Origin of the sequence: Lentihominibacter sp. (genome assembly GCF_046951855.1) — a bacterium.
GTDB lineage: Bacteria > Bacillota > Clostridia > Peptostreptococcales > Anaerovoracaceae > Lentihominibacter > Lentihominibacter hominis.
In genome coordinates, this window is sequence record NZ_JBKTXS010000002.1 from 55,894 (window position 1) to 72,978 (window position 17,085).

Below are 17,085 nucleotides of genomic sequence, written 5' to 3' on the forward strand. Positions count from 1 at the left end.
TGTACAGCAAATATGAAAAAAATCTCTTGAACAGCATGACCATTTTGTTGTATAATATTTCAGTATTACGGGCGGTCCTCTGGTCTTATGAAAAGGTCATAGCCAAGAACGTCTTGGAGGGAAGGAGGAAGACTCAATGAACGTATTAGATTCAGTTGTACAGGATTATCTGAAAGCTGATATCCCTGCTTTTAACGTTGGAGATACCGTGAAGGTACATGTTAAAATTAAAGAAGGAAACAGAGAGAGAATACAGATCTTCGAGGGCTTTGTCTTAAAGAGACAGAATGGCGGAATAGGCGAAACTTTTACGGTAAGAAGGATCGCGTCAGGTGTAGGTGTGGAAAAGACATTCCCGATTCACTCACCGCTTGTGGAAAAGATCGAGGTTGTAAGAAAAGGTGATGTCAGACGCGCAAGACTTCACTATATGCGTGCAAGAACCGGTAAATCAGCAAAGATCAAAACAAAAGAAGACATGTAATCACAGAGGCACCTTTACGGTGCCTTTTCGATTATATGGAGTCAGTAATAGATTGCGGAGGGAATATTTACGATTTAAGAATACAACCTGTAAATCGTAATATAAAAAGTGAGAGAGTATTATGATTATAGTAAAACATGTAACTAAAAAGTTTTTAAGAAACAAAAACAAAAAAGAACAAGAGGAATTTTGTGCTGATAAAGATATTAGTTTTGAAGCAGGGAATGGAGAAATAATAGGAATATTGGGGCCGAACGGAGCCGGAAAGACTACGCTTTTGAGGATGATAGCAGGAATCTTGGAGCCGACAGAAGGGGAGATTACTTTTGACGGAATGACTTACGCAGATGATGAGATCAAGATAAAACAAAGAATTGCATACTTGTCGGGAAACACCAAGATATATGATACATTATCTACATATGAGCTTTTGAAAATGTGTTGTGATATATATGGTGTAGACGGAGATGAAATGACTAAACGAATCGATGAAATAACTAATATACTGGGAATGAGGCAGTTTCTTTATAATAAAATATCCAATCTGTCTACAGGACAGACACAGAAAGTAAATTTGGCTAGATGCATGGTACACGATCCGGAATATTATATTTTAGATGAGGCTACATCAGGATTAGACATTATCTCGAGCCAGATAATACTCAATTTTATAAAAGGCGAAAGATCCAGAGGAAAGACTGTTTTGTATTCTACTCATTATATGGAAGAGGCTGAGAATATTTGCGACAGAGTTATCATGCTTAATAAAGGTGAGATAATAAACAGCGGAACACCAGATGAGATTAAAGCAGATACAGGCATGACGAATTTAAGAGATTCTTTTTTCGCAATGATAGGAGGTGTTGCAGATGAGGAATAATTTGTGGAATATATTCAGAAAAGAAGTGCGAGAACTTTTCAGAGATAAAAAATCATTGTCCATGATGCTGATAATACCTGTATTCATACCTTTAATAATTTTGGGAATGTCTGCATTATTTGAATCGCAGGCAAATAAAGACGTGACAGAATATAATAGGATAGGATTTGCCTATGAAATGTCACAAGCAGAAAAAAGTATTGCTGAGACAATGGATATAGACGTTGTAAAGGGAACTGAAAAAGAATTGGAAAAGAAGTTTGCAGATGGTGATATCGATTTATATGTAGCCAGAGACGGAAAAAGTTATATCATAAACGGGGACAGTTCTGACACCAGCACGTATTCAGCCAAACTTATGGAGTCATATTATAATACATATAAGGAGTATCTGCAGCAGGATTTTCTCAGAGAGAATAATATAGATGCAGATCAGATGATGAATATTATAACAGTGGAAGAACGCTTTGCTGATGAAGATAATTTTTTTGCAGGATACATAAAAAATTATGCCTTCCTTTTTATAATAATGGCTATAACTGTGTCAGCCACGTATCCATCTACAGATACAACAGCAGGAGAGAGGGAACGGGGAACACTGGAAACTTTGCTGACTTTTCCTATAAAAAGCAGGGATATAATTATAGGTAAATTTTTAGGGGTGACAATATCAGCTATTGTGACCGGAGTGATAAGTCTGATATTATCTATCATATCTTTAGCGGCAGCAAAAAATATATTTTCTATATATAAAGGTGTAGATACTATGTATTCGCCTGTCAGTATAGTGTTTGCGGTGATTGTGATAGTTGCTTTTTCTTTCTTTATAAGTGGTCTGTGTATTGCTATAGCCAGCAAATCCAAGACCTTTAAGGAGGCGCAGAGCGCGCTGACACCGCTCACATTTATATCATTGTTTCCGGGTATGATAGCCTTTATGATAGGAGTGACAGGAACACCTCTTATATCTATAATACCGTTTTTGAATTACGTGGTCTTATTTACAGATATAAATAATGGAGATATAAGTTTGCTGAATATTACGCTGATGTTTGTATCTACTATAGTTTATATAAGTATAGTTCTGGTTTATATAATAAAACAGTATAAGTCAGAAAAAGTTTTACTGGTTAAATAATTAGATATACAGGTGAGGCGATTAAAAGGAGAAAATCTTTATGAACAATATAAACTGGTACCCGGGGCATATGAAGAAAACAAGGGAGTTGATACAGCAAAACTTAAAACTGGTAGATGCAGTTATTGAAGTGATTGATGCCAGAATTCCTCTTTCCAGCAGGAATCCTATAATAGATGAGCTGATAAAAGGTAAGCCGCAATTGATAGTACTTAATAAGAGTGATCTTGCTGATGGAAGCGTGAGCAAAGAATGGGAAAATTATTTTCGTCAAAAAGGTATAAGAGCTTTTTCCATGAATTGTATGAGTGGCTTGGGAATAAAAAATCTCTTTAGAATTCTTGAGAGTATGTCAGAGGAGAAAAACAGGGACAGATTTATGCAGAAGCCTTTCAGGCTGATGATAGTAGGTGTTCCCAATGTAGGTAAATCATCTCTTATAAACAGAATGACAGGGAAAAAAAGCGCGCAGACGGGAGACAGACCGGGAGTAACAAAAGGTAAGCAGTGGCTTAAGCTTAAAAACAATATGCAGCTTCTTGATACACCCGGGATTTTGTGGCCTAAATTTGAAGATCCCAAGGTAGGCCTTGATCTGGCATTCTGCGGATGCATAAAAGATGAGGTTCTGGATGTGCCAACTCTTGCTATGGAACTCATAGGTGTTCTTGCGGAAAACTATCCACAGATGCTTAAAGAAAGATATAAACTGGAAGAAACAGCAGAAACTCCTCTTGAAAATATGGAAAGTATAGCCGTTAAAAGAGGCTGCATACTGCCGGGAAAAAGAATAGATTACGAAAGGATCGGAAGAATTGTACTGGATGAATTCAGAGGAGGAAAGATAGGCAGAATAACTCTTGAAAATCCGGGACAGAGTAAATAGATTGCGATGAAAAAGGAGCGTTTATAAAGCTATGACAAAGCAGGAGAGAATGGAAAAATTGAGAGAACGACTTGCTGAGATGAAAGTGAAAGAGAAGGAGCTTCGCTGCGCAGGGTATGAAAAAATTGCAGGAGTTGATGAAGTGGGCAGAGGACCTTTAGCAGGTCCTGTGGTAGCTGCTGCGGTAGTTCTTCCCGAGGATTTTGACGTTTTGGGAATAGATGATTCAAAAAAACTTTCTGAAAAGAAGCGTGAGAAGCTTTTTCCTGTGATAAAGGAAAAGGCGATTGCTTTTGGCATAGGGATGGTGGATAACAAAGTTATAGATGATATAAATATTTTGCAGGCTACTAAAAAAGCTATGACGATGGCTGTGGATGAACTTAATAGAATGTTGGAAGCAAACGGCAGTCGACAGACGGATTATATATTGTTTGACGCTATGAAAATAGATGATATCAAGATTCCCCAAGAATCCGTAATAAAGGGCGATGCCAAAGTTCTTGCCATTGCAGCAGCTTCGATAATAGCAAAGGTAACAAGAGACAGAATTATGTCAGAGTACGCCGCGGAATATCCCGGGTACAGTTTTGAAAAAAATAAGGGTTATGGTACAAAGCAGCATTATGAGGGGATTAAAAAACAGGGGATATGCCCAATCCACAGAAAGACGTTTTTGAAAAAAGTGCTGTAGTATTTTTAAGGAAATTTAAGATAATTTTTGGCATTTGATAATGATCTGATTGCCGTTGCTTAGGCGATCTAACCACTTGCATAAACCTTTTTTTCATGATAAAATAAACCTGTTATACGACTGACGGGATCAAGTGGAATCAACCACGTGAAGTATAATGTAACAGTGAGCCGACCGTCTGGGCAGAGAGTCCGGATTGTCAGGCTCTTTTCGCATTTAATAATATTTGATTAAAAAGGAGAAGAAGATGGAAATTAAAAGCGATATTCAGATTGCGCAAGAGACGGAAATGAGAAATATCAACGAGATAGCGAATTCCGCAGGCTTGGACAGCAAGTACATTGAACTTTACGGAAATTATAAGGCTAAGGTGGATTATAATCTGCTGGAAGATAAGAAAGATGAAGCGGACGGAAAGGTAATCCTTGTTACAGCTATATCGCCTACTCCTGCGGGAGAAGGGAAGACTACGACAACGGTCGGTCTTGCAGATGCTTTGCGAAAGATAGATAAGAATGTGCTTGTAGCACTCAGAGAGCCGTCTTTAGGACCGGTGTTCGGCGTCAAGGGCGGAGCTGCCGGAGGCGGATATGCGCAGGTTGTGCCTATGGAGGATATAAACTTACACTTTACGGGAGATATGCATGCTATCGGAGCCGCAAACAATTTGCTTGCGGCTATGCTGGACAATCATATTCAGCAGGGCAATGAGCTTAAGATAGATCCGAGAAGAATAACATGGAAGCGATGTGTGGATATGAATGACAGACAGCTCAGGTTTATTACAGACGGTCTGGGAGGAAAGCCTAACGGAATGCCCAGAGAAGACGGATTTGATATAACGGTTGCCAGTGAGATAATGGCTATTTTATGTCTGTCAGATGATATTGAAGATCTTAAAAAGAGGATATCGAGTATTATCGTAGGATACAGCTATGATGATGAGCCTGTGACAGCGGGCCAGCTTAATGCTCAGGGAGCGATGGCGGCCCTTCTTAAGGATGCTCTTAAACCTAATTTAGTGCAGACTCTTGAGCATACTCCTGCATTTATTCACGGAGGACCTTTTGCCAACATAGCGCATGGATGTAATTCGGTGATGGCTACGAGGATGGCCATGAAGATGGCTGATTACGTGGTGACGGAAGCAGGTTTTGGCGCAGATCTGGGAGCGGAAAAATTTCTGGATATAAAGTGCAGAATGTCCGGAATAAAGCCCTCTGCAGTCGTTGTTGTGGCTACGGTAAGAGCTCTTAAGCATCACGGAGGTGTGGCGAAAGCTGACCTGGGAACAGAGAATCTTAAAGCTCTTGAAAAAGGACTCCCTAACCTGCTGCAGCATGTGGGCAATATAACTAATGTATATGGATTGCCTGCAGTTGTCGCTATAAACAGATTCCCTACAGATACTGAAAATGAGCTTAAACTTGTTGAGGACAAGTGCAGAGAGCTTGGTGTAAACGTAGCGCTCAGTGAAGTGTGGGGCAAAGGCGGAGAAGGCGGAATATCTCTGGCAGAGGAAGTTGTTCGTCTGTGTGAAGAACCCAATGACTTTAGATTTTCCTATGACATAGATATGTCTATTGAAGAGAAAATAAGAGCTATAGCTCAGAAAGTATATCATGCTGATGATATCAACATACTTCCTGCCGCTGCGAAGCAGCTCGCACAGCTGGAAAAGCTGGGATTCGGCAAACTTCCTATATGTATCGCCAAGACTCAATACAGCTTTTCCGATGATCCTTCACTTTTGGGAGCTCCTGAAGGTTTTGTGCTTACAGTGAGAAATCTTAAGGTTTCTGCAGGAGCTGGATTCATAGTTGCTCTCACAGGTGATATAATGACTATGCCGGGACTTCCTAAAAGACCGGCGGCTGAGAAAATAGATGTTGACAGAACAGGAAAGATTTCGGGATTATTTTAGGAGGGAATATGCTTTATACCGATAAAACTTGCAGTCAGTTTGTCGATGAAACGGCAGGAAAATCACCGGTACCGGGCGGCGGAAGCGTATCTGCTCTTGTGGGTGCTCTGGGTGCATCTTTGGGGAGAATGGTGGCCTCGCTTACCATAGGAAAGAAAAAATATGAAGCTGTGGAAGAAGAAATCACAGCATTGGCTGAAGAAGCTGATGGTTTAAGGGAGGAACTAATGGAACTGGTTCAGGCAGATATAAATATATTTAAACCTTTGTCGAATCTTTATGGTATGAAAGCGGATACAGAAACAGAAAAAGAAAAAAAGGAAAGGCTTCTTGAAAATGCGCTTGATGATGCTTGTGGTGTTCCTCTTAAAATTATGAAAGCCTGCGGAAAGGCGATAGAATTATCGGGTCGGTTTGCCTGTAAAGGTTCAAAGCTTGCAGTCAGCGATGCAGGAGCGGGAGCAATCATATGTAAAGCTGCTTTGCAGGCTGCAAGTTTAAATGTTTATATAAATACAAAGTCTATGAAAGACAGAAAACGTGCTGACGAGCTGGATTCCATGTGCGCTATGTACATGGTGAAATATACAGCTATGGCTGACGAGATATTCGAGAGCGTTGCTGAAAGTTTACGAGGTTAGATAATGACAAAAATACTCAAGGGTAAATCTGTAGCGAACAGCCTTATGAAAAAGATTTCCGAGAAAGTAAAAGAGCTTAAAGCAAAGGGAGTGTTCCCCACTCTTGCTATAGTGAGGCTGGGAGATAATCCTCAGGATATATCATATGAAAGGGGAGCGGTAAAACGCGCTTTTCAGCTTGGTATAACGGTAAGACAATTTGTTTACGATGAAAAGATTTCGCAGGGAGAGTTGATAGAGGAGATACAGAGGCTCAATGATGACTCACACATACATGGAGTGCTGATATTCAGACCTTTGCCCGGCCATATAAATGAAAGTGAGATTTGTTCCGCATTGTCTCCGGCAAAAGATGTGGATGGGATAACGTCCGGATCTATGGCAGGCGTTTTTATGGACAGTGATATAGGGTTTCCGCCATGTACTGCGGAAGCATGCATGGAGATACTGGATCATTATGGATATGATCTTGAAGGAAAACGTGTTTTGGTTATGGGAAGAAGTCTTGTGATAGGAAAACCTGCAGCAATGATGGCCATGAGAAGGAATGCGACCGTCAGTGTGTGTCACAGCAGGACATCGAATGAAGATCTTAGGAAATTAGGTCAAAACGCTGATATTGTTATAGCAGCTGTGGGAAAGGCCTGCATGATAAAAAGCGGCTGGCTGGGAAAAGGTCAGGTTATCATAGATGTGGGTATCAATGTTAAAGAAGACGGATCACTTTGCGGCGATGTGGATTTTGATGAAGTGTATGAAATAGCATCTGCTATAACACCGGTACCGGGAGGTGTAGGCAGTGTGACTACGGCTATTTTGATGAAACATGTGGCAGAAGCTGCGGAAAAACAGTAAAAAGGAGAATACCTCTAAAAGCGGGATCTTTGCAGATACCCTCCTTTAGAGGTATTGTTTTTGGAGGCGCCATATTATGGCGTACAAGATTACTGATTCTCAGCTATACTGAATTTCTCTTTATCAGGGGTTAATGGTATTGCAGGCTGATTTATACTTATTCTTTTCATAATTATGATGGTAAGGATAAATAATGCTGCAATGATTATGTATCCTAAAGAAAGACTTTCTGTTATCCCTGTAATCAGGTATCCTACGATAGCTATAGCTCCGCATATTAGAGAATATGGTGCTTGAGTCTTGATGTGATCGATGATGGACAGTTCTCCTGATGTTGCTGAAACAATAGAAGTATCAGCCAGAGGCGAACATGTTGCTCCCATTCCCGCACCTCCTATTATGGCAGAGATACAGAGTAAAAGATCTGCATTGGTTGCCACTGCAAAAGGCACTACGACAGGTATCATAATGGCGAATGTCGTCCAGCCTCCTCCTATAGCGAATGCTGTTGCGGCGCAGAGCAGGAAGAGAATTGTAGGAGTTATCACAGGAGGAATGTTTCCCTGGAAGACTGATATCATGAATTCTGTGATGCCAAGTCTGTCGGAAACTCCCCCAAGGGTCCAGCCAAGGATAAGTACCAGATTAGCGTATAATATAGACTTGACTCCGATAAATGCTGCGCTGGCGAGCTGAGTTACGGGAGCGGCTTTTCTCAGACGAAGATATATGGTGGTGATTATTATGGTAAATACAAGACCATACATCAATGAACGTATCCCCTCCATCTGACTCACTGTTCTTACTATATCATGGTGTCTGAAGAAATCACCTGTGTAAAGCATAAAAAAGAGTACGAGACAAATTAGCAACGCTATAGGAAATATAAGATCAACAGGTTTACCTTTTGCCGGCTTCACTTCTCCATAGGAGTCCTGTTCATCTTCATCTCCGCTGAAAGAATGTTCTATTAGTTTACCTGTGGTATCTGCTCTTTTTTCAGCCTTAGCCATGGGGCCTATATTGAGGTTAAATACAGCCACACAGTATACCATAATAAGGCATATGAATATGAAGAAATTGTAAGGTATTGACTTGAGAAGCAGCTGATATGAGTTTCCTTCCATTCCTGCTGCGATCATCCCGGTGGCTAAAAGTCCTGCCAGAAATGCAGACCAGCTGGAGATAGGAGATATTGAGTTGATTCCGCATACTGTAGAATCAAGATAATAAGAAAACTTTTCACGGGGGACTTTATTTTTATCTGAGATTGCCCGCATAGTTGCTCCGGTCGTAAGATTGTCAAAATAATCGTCAATCATAAGAACTGTACATATTATACAAGTCATGAGTCCTGAACGTTTCTTACTGTTGATGCGTTTTGACATATATTCTGCAAAAGCATGGGATCCTCCTGATTTTACAAGAAGACCGATGAGAGCGCCGATCATTACCATAGACAGAAGAACCATGAGGTTGTCGGGGGTGGTGATTGATCCTGGTATCAGAGTACCGTCTTGCGTTGATGTTCCTATGAAAATACTGTCAAAACTCTTAAGTGCGTTTACAGGATTGAATTTACCGATGATAAAACAGCCGAGGGTAATGCCTATAGCCATTGATAAGAGTATCTTTCGGGTTTTAAGAACGAGAAAGATCGTCAGCAAAGGAGGAATAACAGACCAAAAAGATAATTCCATAATGTTCATATTTCTGGCTCCTTTCAAATGATAAAATTATTACAAGAGGAATATTAACAGAATATTTTCAAAAAACAAATCATTTTAAATGTTTAAACTTTGGATGAAATTTGAGAATTACTAATGTTAACAAGTTACTTATCGTCTTTATATAATTGATTTAATTGACAGAGTACATATAATTGATTATTTGAACCTGCAATATAAAGAATAAAGAGCAAAGCCTTGAGACTTTACTCTTTATAAGCGGCATATTTGATTTTTCTAAGAAAGCACTTTATGTATCAGTGAAACTCTGCTGTTAACGTCACATTTAATATATATGTTGCTCAGGTGCTTATTGAGGGTATGTCCTGCGATACAAAGAGAACTGCATATTTCGTCGTTTGTGAGGCTTTCCTTGACTACTTTGAAAACCACTTCTGTTTCTCTTTTTGTCAGCATACATTTATCCGCCATTTTCATGATTTTTTCATCAAGATGGGTGTAAGCATGATTATTTTCAGTGTTATTTTTCAGAGAATCCTGATAAAGCTTGAGACTGAGATGTCTGTTTATAAGCTCCATCATATAGATCTCTTTGTCTGAGAAGTCACCGTTTTCTCTGCTTCTTCCCAGTACAATAGCAGCTTGAAACTGGTTGTTGAAGGCGCTTATCACCTGCAGGCTGTACTTAATGTTGAAGGCAGCGTATGTATCATTAAAATAACCTGTGCTTCTTATTTCATCATCATCTATGAGGTCCATTTCTCTGTAGACATCTCTCTTGCCCACCAGCATGATCCATTTGCCGAAATCTTCTTCTTCGTATTCCTCGATATACCGGTTTATTGCTTCGATATGTGAACTGTTTGCGCCATTGGCTTCACCGGGAATGTATATTATGGGATCACATAGTAGATGTTCTCCGGTTTTGTCAGGCATGTGGAATACGGAAAAATTGTTGGGGATCAGCTGATTTATATATGAGAGAAATGTTTTCCTGTCATTAATAAAATTATCGTTGCTATAAATGAAGTAAACAATATCATCTATAAAAGCCCATTCTCTTTGTTCAAGTTTTTTCATTAAGTATCCTCCATTATTCGGTGTTATATCTTATAATGTGGACATAAGTCTGAATATTTATAATATTATACCGTCATATGAAGATCTTGTAAATACAGTAGTCGCCAGTTTTATAACGACAGCTTTTGACACTTTACTTTTATTGATATTCAATGTATATTTAAGGGTAGTAGATTTTTAAGAAAAGGATATTTATATATGAAAATATTATATTTTGACGGCAGTAATGGCATAAGCGGAGATATGCTTTTAAAAGCTGTAAGTCGTTTGAGCCGAAATGAGGAAAAAATATACGAAGTAATGCGGCATGAGGTTATGGGCAGTCAGGAAGAACAGAATCATATTCATGACGGACATCATCACGGGAGAAGTTATAAAAAAGTCAGAGAATTAATAGAAAATAGCGGTTTTTCGTTTGCTTCGAAGAAAACGGCTCTGAAAATATACGAGTATATAGCACAAGCTGAAGCTAAAGTTCATGGAGAGACTCTTGAAACAGTACATTTTCATGAGGTTGGAAGAAATGAAGCTGTAAAAAATGCATTGGCTGTAGGAATGGCTATAGAGTACATATGCCCTGATAAAATTATGGTATCGCCTATATACGATGGAAAAGGGAAGATAATATGCAGCCATGGAGAAATAGACGTACCTGTTCCGGCAGTTATGGCGCTGAGAGAGAACTGCGGATACTGTTTTAAAACTGCAGATGTAAATACCGAGATGGTGACTCCGTCAGGTCTTGCAGGTCTTATGGGTATCGGCGCAGAAGCGGCTGAGGATGAAGATATCGTAAAAAAAGCAGCGGTTATGGATAAAATCGTGGTTAAAGGAAGTAGAGATACGGGCCGTCCCGGGCTTACAGCGTATATCTTGAAAATATGAAGGTGAAGAGCCGATACAGGAGGGAAATCGTATGCAGCAGGCAAAACCAGTTAGGAATCCTGAGCTGAAAAAAGCCATGGAAGAAGCAAAGAAGGATCCGGGGATGGAAAATTCAATCAGACTTTTGAATGAGGTCGTAAAAGCAAGACTTCTCATTCCGGTTTCCATGGATAAAGATCCGCAATATGACAGAAAGCTGGAAGAGGTCGTATTGGAGAAAGATACGAGAATCAGTTTTGAACTTATAAAAGCTGCCAGTGGAGACCTTTATTACCCGGTATTCACCGATGGGGAAGAAATGATAAAGTGTGAAATAGAAAAAGATCAGCACAGCATGATAGTTAATTTTGATGATTTGGCAGCTATTTTGTTGATGCCTCAAAGCGGCATAGCAGGATTCGCTATAAATCCTATGAGTGATAATTTGTGTTTCAGTAAGGAAATGGTTGCTTCTATGAAGCGTGACATGGAAAAGGAAAGAGAGGAAAAGCAGTGAAAAACTTTATAATATTTATGTGGGTCATATTTGCGGCATTTTTTCTGTTCCCTATAGCGAGCAACTATATGTCCGGCAGTCCGGAAAGCGAAATCGTATCTATAATAGAAAAAGAATCGGAAGCTGATGATATAAAGGTGACAGCATCAGAGGAACATGGGAATAAATCGATGTATGCTTTTACAGCGGGTGAGGATTTTGGAGTTGCTATTTTTTCTCATTTTGGTGATAATTACAATTATCAGGAAGGTACCATGTCCAATGATGAAGATCATATTGATGTGAATCTGGATACGGGATGGGATGTATATGAGTATAAATTGACTGCCGAAGGAGCAGAGCAGGTGGCGTTTCACAGGTTTGGCGGTATATATAAGGTATATGCCATGATCGCAGCTGTGATGGTGATTTTCAGTATAGTGGGAGGCATATACGGGATAAGAACGAAAAAGAAATACGAAGAACAGAGAAAAAAAGGCTTAAGGCAGTAAGGAGATATAGAATATGGAGAAGAATTTAGCTAAGACATATGATCCTAAGAAATTTGAAGACAGGATATATGAAATGTGGGAGAAAAGCGGTGCGTTCAGAGCAGAATGTGATCCTAACAAGAAACCTTTTACTATAGTGATGCCTCCGCCTAATATAACGGGGCAGCTTCATATGGGACATGCTCTGGATCAGACATTGCAGGATGTTCTTACCAGATTTAAAAGGCTGCAAGGATACAGCGCTTTATGGCTTCCCGGAAGTGATCATGCCAGTATAGCAACTGAAGTGAAAGTTGTGAACAGAATAAGAGAGGAAGAAGGCCTTGAAAAAGAGGAGCTTGGAAGAGAAGAATTTCTCAAGAGAGCATGGGCATGGAAAGAGGAATTCGGAGGAAAGATAACGAAGCAATGCCGTAAATTGGGGGATTCATGTGACTGGAGCAGAGAGCGCTTCACTATGGATGAAGGCTGCAATAAAGCGGTAAAACATTTTTTCGTAAAGTTGTATGAAAAAGGTCTGATATATAGAGGCAACAGACTTATCAACTGGTGTCCTCAGTGTGGAACATCTTTGTCAGATGCTGAGGTTGAGCATGAGGATAAAAATGGCATGTACTGGTATTTCAGATATCCGGCAGCTGACGGAGGAGAGGATGTGGTTGTGGCTACTTCCAGACCGGAAACTATGTTTGGAGATGTGGCTATAGCTGTACATCCAAGTGACAAAAGATATAAAGATATCGTAGGTAAGAACGTAGTTTTGCCTATTGTGGGAAGGGAGATTCCAGTTATAGCAGATCCTTATCCTGATCCTGAGAAGGGAACAGGAGCCGTTAAGATTACACCTGCTCATGATCCTAATGATTTTGAAGTGGGGCAGAGACATGATCTTGAGCATATCTCCTGTATAAACCCCGATGCCACTATGAACAGCTATGCGGGCAAATACGAAGGTATGGACAGATATGAATGCCGTAAGGCATGGGTAAAGGATCTGGAAGAAGCAGGCTATCTGGTTAAGACAGAAGAAAAAGTAATTCCTGTGGGGGGCTGTTACAGGTGCGGTACAGTAGTGGAACCTATGCTTTCTGATCAATGGTTTGTGAAGATGGAGGAGCTTGCAAAACCTGCAATTGAAGCGGCAAGGAGCGGCAAACTGCAGCATGTTCCCGAGCGTTTTGAGAAAACGTATCTTCATTGGTTGGAAGAGATCAGAGACTGGTGTATTTCAAGGCAGTTGTGGTGGGGACACAGAATACCTGCATATTATTGTCAGGAATGTGGCCAAATAATGGTTGCGGAGACAGAGCCGGATAGGTGCGATAAGTGTGGCAGTACAAATATAAAGCAAGATGAAGACGTTCTTGATACATGGTTTTCGTCAGCTTTATGGCCGTTTTCTACATTGGGATGGCCTGATGAAACTGAGGATTTTAAATATTTTTATCCGACAGATGTATTGGTTACAGGATACGATATCATATTTTTCTGGGTAGTCAGAATGGTATTTTCTGCACTGGAAACTACCGGTAAAGTACCTTTCAGACATGTATATGTACATGGGTTGGTTCGTGATGCTCAGGGAAGAAAGATGAGCAAATCTCTCGGAAACGGAATAGACCCTCTTGAGATAATAGACAGTTTCGGAGCGGATGCTCTAAGATTCATGCTGACCACAGGAATAACACCGGGAAATGATATGAGGTTTAAAACAGATAAACTGGAATCAGCGAGAAATTTTGCCAATAAGCTTTGGAATGCTTCAAGGTTTGTTATTATGAATCTCCAGGACAATAACGGTAGTTTTAAAAAGATGGCTGATCTTAAGAATATTGGTTTGTCGGATCTTCAGGATGAAGATAAGTGGATTATCTCAAGAGTTAATGATGCGGTGAAATACATCACTGAAACTATGGAAAAATTTGATTTGGCTCTTGCAGGTCAGAGAGCATATGATCTTATTTGGAATGAGTTTTGTGACTGGTATATAGAAATCGTTAAAGGAAGGCTTTATGGTGATGATGAAGGTGATAAGCAGATTGCCAGAGCAGTTCTGGTCAAGGTTCTTAAGGACATGCTCAGGCTTCTCCATCCGTTTATGCCGTATATAACAGAGGAAATCTGGACATATTTGCCTAAGAAGGAAACATCTGAAGATAATCCTGATAATTTCCTGATAAAAGAGAGCTGGCCTGTTTACAGCGAAACTTTCACATTCTCTGATGAGACTGAAAAGCTTGAGATGGCAATGGCTGTAATAAAGAGTATAAGAAATATCAGAGCGGAAGCAGATGCGGCTCCAAGCAAAAAGCTTCGTGCAGTGATTTTGTGCGCTGACGGGAAAGAAGAAGTTGTAAAAGCAGGGGAACGTTATATAGAAAAGCTTGCCAATATAACGGAGATAATATTTGCTAAAAGTAAAGCAGATGTTCCTGAAGAAGTAATGTCGGCAGTTGTGGCGGGAGCAGAAGTTTTCATCCCTCTTGATGATATTATGGACTATGCAGCAGAGCTTGAACGGCTTAAGAAGGAAAAGAAAAAGCTGGAAAGCGAAGTTAAGCGTGTAGTGGGCAAGCTGTCTAATGAAGGTTTTGTAAACAAGGCTCCGGAAAAAGTAATAAACGAAGAAAGAGAAAAGAAAATTAAATATGAGGAGATGCTGGCGAAAGTCTGTGACAGACTTACAGTTGTCGAAAAAAAGGTAAAATGATTGATGTTATAGATAAAATACATGAATTCAACAGATTCGGAAGCGTTCTCGGTCTTGAGCGAATGAATATACTTCTTGAGAAATTAGGAGACCCCCATAAAGATCTTAGAGTGATACATGTGGCAGGTACAAACGGTAAAGGTTCTGTCTGTAAATTTTTGGAGGAAGGACTTTCTTCCTGCGGCTACAATGTGGGATTGTATACCTCTCCTTTTATAGAATGTTTTAACGAACGAATACGACTGGGAGGGAAGAATATTTCGGATGAAGATCTTGAAGGCTTTTCAATGAAAGTTCTGTCTGCGGCCGAGGAAATGGTTGCGGAAGGAGATGATTCCCCTACAGAATTTGAGGTGGTAACAGCTGTAGCACTGCTGTATTTTGCTGAAAAGGAGGCGGATATAGTCATATTGGAGGTCGGACTGGGTGGTAAAGGTGATTCTACCAATGTTGTGGACAAGCCTTTGATATGTGCCATATGTTCTGTTTCGTATGATCATATGGACCGTTTGGGCAATACTATTGAGGAAATAGCTGCCGATAAAGCAGGGATAATCAAGCCATCGGTACCTGTGATATCCAATGTGGATAACCATGCTGCGGCTGCCGTCATAGCGCGTACAGCTTATGAGAAAGAGAGCCGTTTATATGATATATCGGATATAAAACCGGAGATATTTGACAAATCGCTTTTTAGGCAGTTTGTAACTATGGAGATTTATGGTACTGATTACAGTAATGTGGAGATATCCATGGTGGGCAGACATCAAAGCGAGAATCTTAAGACGGCGCTGTCTGTAATAGAAGTCCTCAGAAAATCGGGAGAGATAAAAGTTGAAAGATCTCTGTTGTATGAAGGAATGAAGAAAGCTGTTCAGCCGGGGCGTTTTGAGGTCTTGAAAAAAGGTTCTGAAGAAACAGGGACTCCTGTGGTGATAGTTGATGGTGCGCATAACGAAGCAGGAGCATATGCTCTGTGTGATACCATGAAGGAAAATTTTCGCGATAAGAAAATACTTCTGGTTACAGGTATGCTGGCTGATAAACAAACAGATAAGATTCTGAAAGCCTTTATAGATATAACTCATGACATAATAGCGACAGAGCCTGACAGCCCGAGGAAATTGAAGACTGATGAACTGGCTGCTCAAATAAGACGTATGGGGATAGAGCCTATTATCTCAGACGATGTTGAAGACAGCGTGAGACTGGCCATAAGCATATGGAAGAATTATGATGTTGTGTTGTTTGCAGGCTCCCTGTATCTGATAGGTCATGTTAGGAGGATGTTGAAAGATGAATGATAAAGGCAGCGCTAATAAAATATTGCTCTATTACAATGCATATTCGGGAAGCGGGGTATTTAAGAATAATCTTGATCACATAGTTGACAGGTGTCAGCAGGCTGGTTATCAGGTAGTGCCGGTAAGAGCTGCAAAAGGAATAGTTATAGATAACGTTCTGTCAGAGATAGATCAGAATCAGTTCAGTCGTATAATTGCAGCCGGCGGAGACGGTACGATGAACCTGTGTGTAAATGCCATGGTTAAATATGATATACATTTACCTCTTGCTATACTGCCGGCAGGGACAGCTAATGATTTTGCGTATTATTTTGAACTTCCTTCGGATATAGATTATCAGCTGGATATAGCTCTTGGCAATAAAACAACTAAAGCAGATGTAGGTGTTGTAAACGATAGATGTTTTATAAATGTGGCTGCTCTCGGAGCGCTTATAGATGTCAGCCAGAAGACGGATCCGAATTTGAAGAATGCTATAGGCACACTGGCTTATTATCTTAAAGCTGTTACGGAGATTCCTCAGATAAGAGCACTTCCTGTGAAATTGACTACTCCTGAGCAGGTGTACGAGGAAAATATTTATTTTATGGTAGTCATGAATGGCGAATCAGCGGGAGGTTTCAGAAAACTTTCACCTGAATCTAATATGAATGACGGAAAACTGGATGTCATAGCATTTAAGAAAATGCCTATTGTTGAGCTGGCACCGCTGCTGTTTGAAGTCGTTCACGGAAGACATCCCAATAATAAACATGTGCTTTATTTTCAGACGGATAAACTTACTATTGAGTCAGAGGCTGATATAAGTACAGATATAGATGGGGAACATGGAGAAAAGTTACCTCTTGAGTTCAGCGTATTGAATAAGAGGCTTGATGTTTTTGTATCCAAGGATACATGGAATTATGATTAGAATATAAAAAAGGGAG

16 protein-coding genes and 1 riboswitch are annotated in these 17,085 nt (G+C 40.1%); of the genes, 14 read left to right on the forward strand and 2 right to left on the reverse strand.

All coding sequences use genetic code 11. The annotated features are described in order from the left end of the window. The first annotated feature begins 136 nt into the window (after positions 1–136). From rplS to ACLR96_RS01005, 8 genes are all read left to right on the forward strand, one after another. On the forward strand, positions 137–484 hold the full coding sequence (gene rplS / locus ACLR96_RS00970; protein ID WP_177268924.1) for a 50S ribosomal protein L19: 348 nt from the start codon (positions 137–139) through the stop codon (positions 482–484). A gap of 121 nt (positions 485–605) precedes the next feature. Next, positions 606–1,364: an ABC transporter ATP-binding protein gene (locus ACLR96_RS00975; RefSeq protein ID WP_177268926.1), complete on the forward strand. Its 759-nt coding sequence runs from the start codon at positions 606–608 to the stop codon at positions 1,362–1,364. Further along, complete coding sequence (locus ACLR96_RS00980) at positions 1,354–2,502, forward strand: ABC transporter permease (protein ID WP_177268928.1); 1,149 nt, start codon at positions 1,354–1,356, stop codon at positions 2,500–2,502. The genes ACLR96_RS00975 and ACLR96_RS00980 overlap by 11 nt, the downstream gene beginning before the upstream one ends. Positions 2,503–2,542: 40 nt before the next feature. Then, on the forward strand, positions 2,543–3,388 hold the full coding sequence (gene ylqF / locus ACLR96_RS00985) for a ribosome biogenesis GTPase YlqF (protein ID WP_177268930.1): 846 nt from the start codon (positions 2,543–2,545) through the stop codon (positions 3,386–3,388). Positions 3,389–3,419: 31 nt separating this feature from the next. Next, entirely contained in the window at positions 3,420–4,082 is a 663-nt protein-coding gene (locus ACLR96_RS00990) for a ribonuclease HII (RefSeq protein ID WP_177268932.1), read from the forward strand. Positions 4,083–4,188: 106 nt separating this feature from the next. Further along, positions 4,189–4,273: riboswitch (ZMP/ZTP riboswitch) on the forward strand. Positions 4,274–4,329: 56 nt separating this feature from the next. Next, positions 4,330–6,006: a formate--tetrahydrofolate ligase gene (locus ACLR96_RS00995; protein ID WP_207722966.1), complete on the forward strand. Its 1,677-nt coding sequence runs from the start codon at positions 4,330–4,332 to the stop codon at positions 6,004–6,006. An 8-nt stretch (positions 6,007–6,014) separates the two neighbouring features. Then, the gene (locus ACLR96_RS01000) at positions 6,015–6,647 is read left to right on the forward strand and encodes a cyclodeaminase/cyclohydrolase family protein (RefSeq protein ID WP_177268934.1); all 633 of its coding nucleotides are present in this window, start codon (positions 6,015–6,017) and stop codon (positions 6,645–6,647) included. A 3-nt stretch (positions 6,648–6,650) separates the two neighbouring features. Then, positions 6,651–7,502, forward strand: coding sequence for a bifunctional 5,10-methylenetetrahydrofolate dehydrogenase/5,10-methenyltetrahydrofolate cyclohydrolase (locus ACLR96_RS01005; RefSeq protein ID WP_177268936.1), 852 nt, complete (start codon positions 6,651–6,653; stop codon positions 7,500–7,502). 89 nt (positions 7,503–7,591) lie between these two features. Here ACLR96_RS01005 and ACLR96_RS01010 read toward each other — a convergent pair whose 3' ends face one another. Beyond that, a complete protein-coding gene (locus ACLR96_RS01010; RefSeq protein ID WP_177268938.1) occupies positions 7,592–9,211 on the reverse strand; it encodes a Na+/H+ antiporter NhaC family protein in 1,620 nt (539 codons plus the stop codon). Positions 9,212–9,466: 255 nt separating this feature from the next. After that, the gene (locus tag ACLR96_RS01015; RefSeq protein ID WP_177268940.1) at positions 9,467–10,270 is read right to left on the reverse strand and encodes a LuxR C-terminal-related transcriptional regulator; all 804 of its coding nucleotides are present in this window, start codon (positions 10,268–10,270) and stop codon (positions 9,467–9,469) included. A 198-nt stretch (positions 10,271–10,468) separates the two neighbouring features. Between ACLR96_RS01015 and larC the strand changes: the two genes are divergently transcribed. The 6 genes from larC to ACLR96_RS01045 are packed head-to-tail and all read left to right on the forward strand — an operon-like array spanning position 10,469 to position 17,069. Further along, the gene (larC, locus tag ACLR96_RS01020; protein WP_177268942.1) at positions 10,469–11,155 is read left to right on the forward strand and encodes a nickel insertion protein; all 687 of its coding nucleotides are present in this window, start codon (positions 10,469–10,471) and stop codon (positions 11,153–11,155) included. A gap of 31 nt (positions 11,156–11,186) precedes the next feature. Continuing rightward, positions 11,187–11,651, forward strand: a complete 465-nt coding sequence (locus tag ACLR96_RS01025; protein WP_187525278.1) for an SseB family protein — start codon at positions 11,187–11,189, stop codon at positions 11,649–11,651. Further along, complete coding sequence (locus tag ACLR96_RS01030; protein ID WP_412265073.1) at positions 11,648–12,142, forward strand: hypothetical protein; 495 nt, start codon at positions 11,648–11,650, stop codon at positions 12,140–12,142. The genes ACLR96_RS01025 and ACLR96_RS01030 overlap by 4 nt, the downstream gene beginning before the upstream one ends. Before the next feature lie 13 nt (positions 12,143–12,155). Then, positions 12,156–14,852, forward strand: a complete 2,697-nt coding sequence (locus tag ACLR96_RS01035; protein WP_177267498.1) for a valine--tRNA ligase — start codon at positions 12,156–12,158, stop codon at positions 14,850–14,852. Continuing rightward, positions 14,849–16,156 carry a glutamate ligase domain-containing protein gene (locus tag ACLR96_RS01040; protein ID WP_177267497.1) on the forward strand — a complete coding sequence of 436 codons (1,308 nt, stop codon included), beginning with the start codon at positions 14,849–14,851 and terminating at the stop codon, positions 16,154–16,156. Before ACLR96_RS01035 ends, ACLR96_RS01040 begins: the two co-directional genes overlap by 4 nt. Continuing rightward, entirely contained in the window at positions 16,149–17,069 is a 921-nt protein-coding gene (locus ACLR96_RS01045; protein ID WP_177267496.1) for a YegS/Rv2252/BmrU family lipid kinase, read from the forward strand. The genes ACLR96_RS01040 and ACLR96_RS01045 overlap by 8 nt, the downstream gene beginning before the upstream one ends. Positions 17,070–17,085 lie beyond the last annotated feature (16 nt).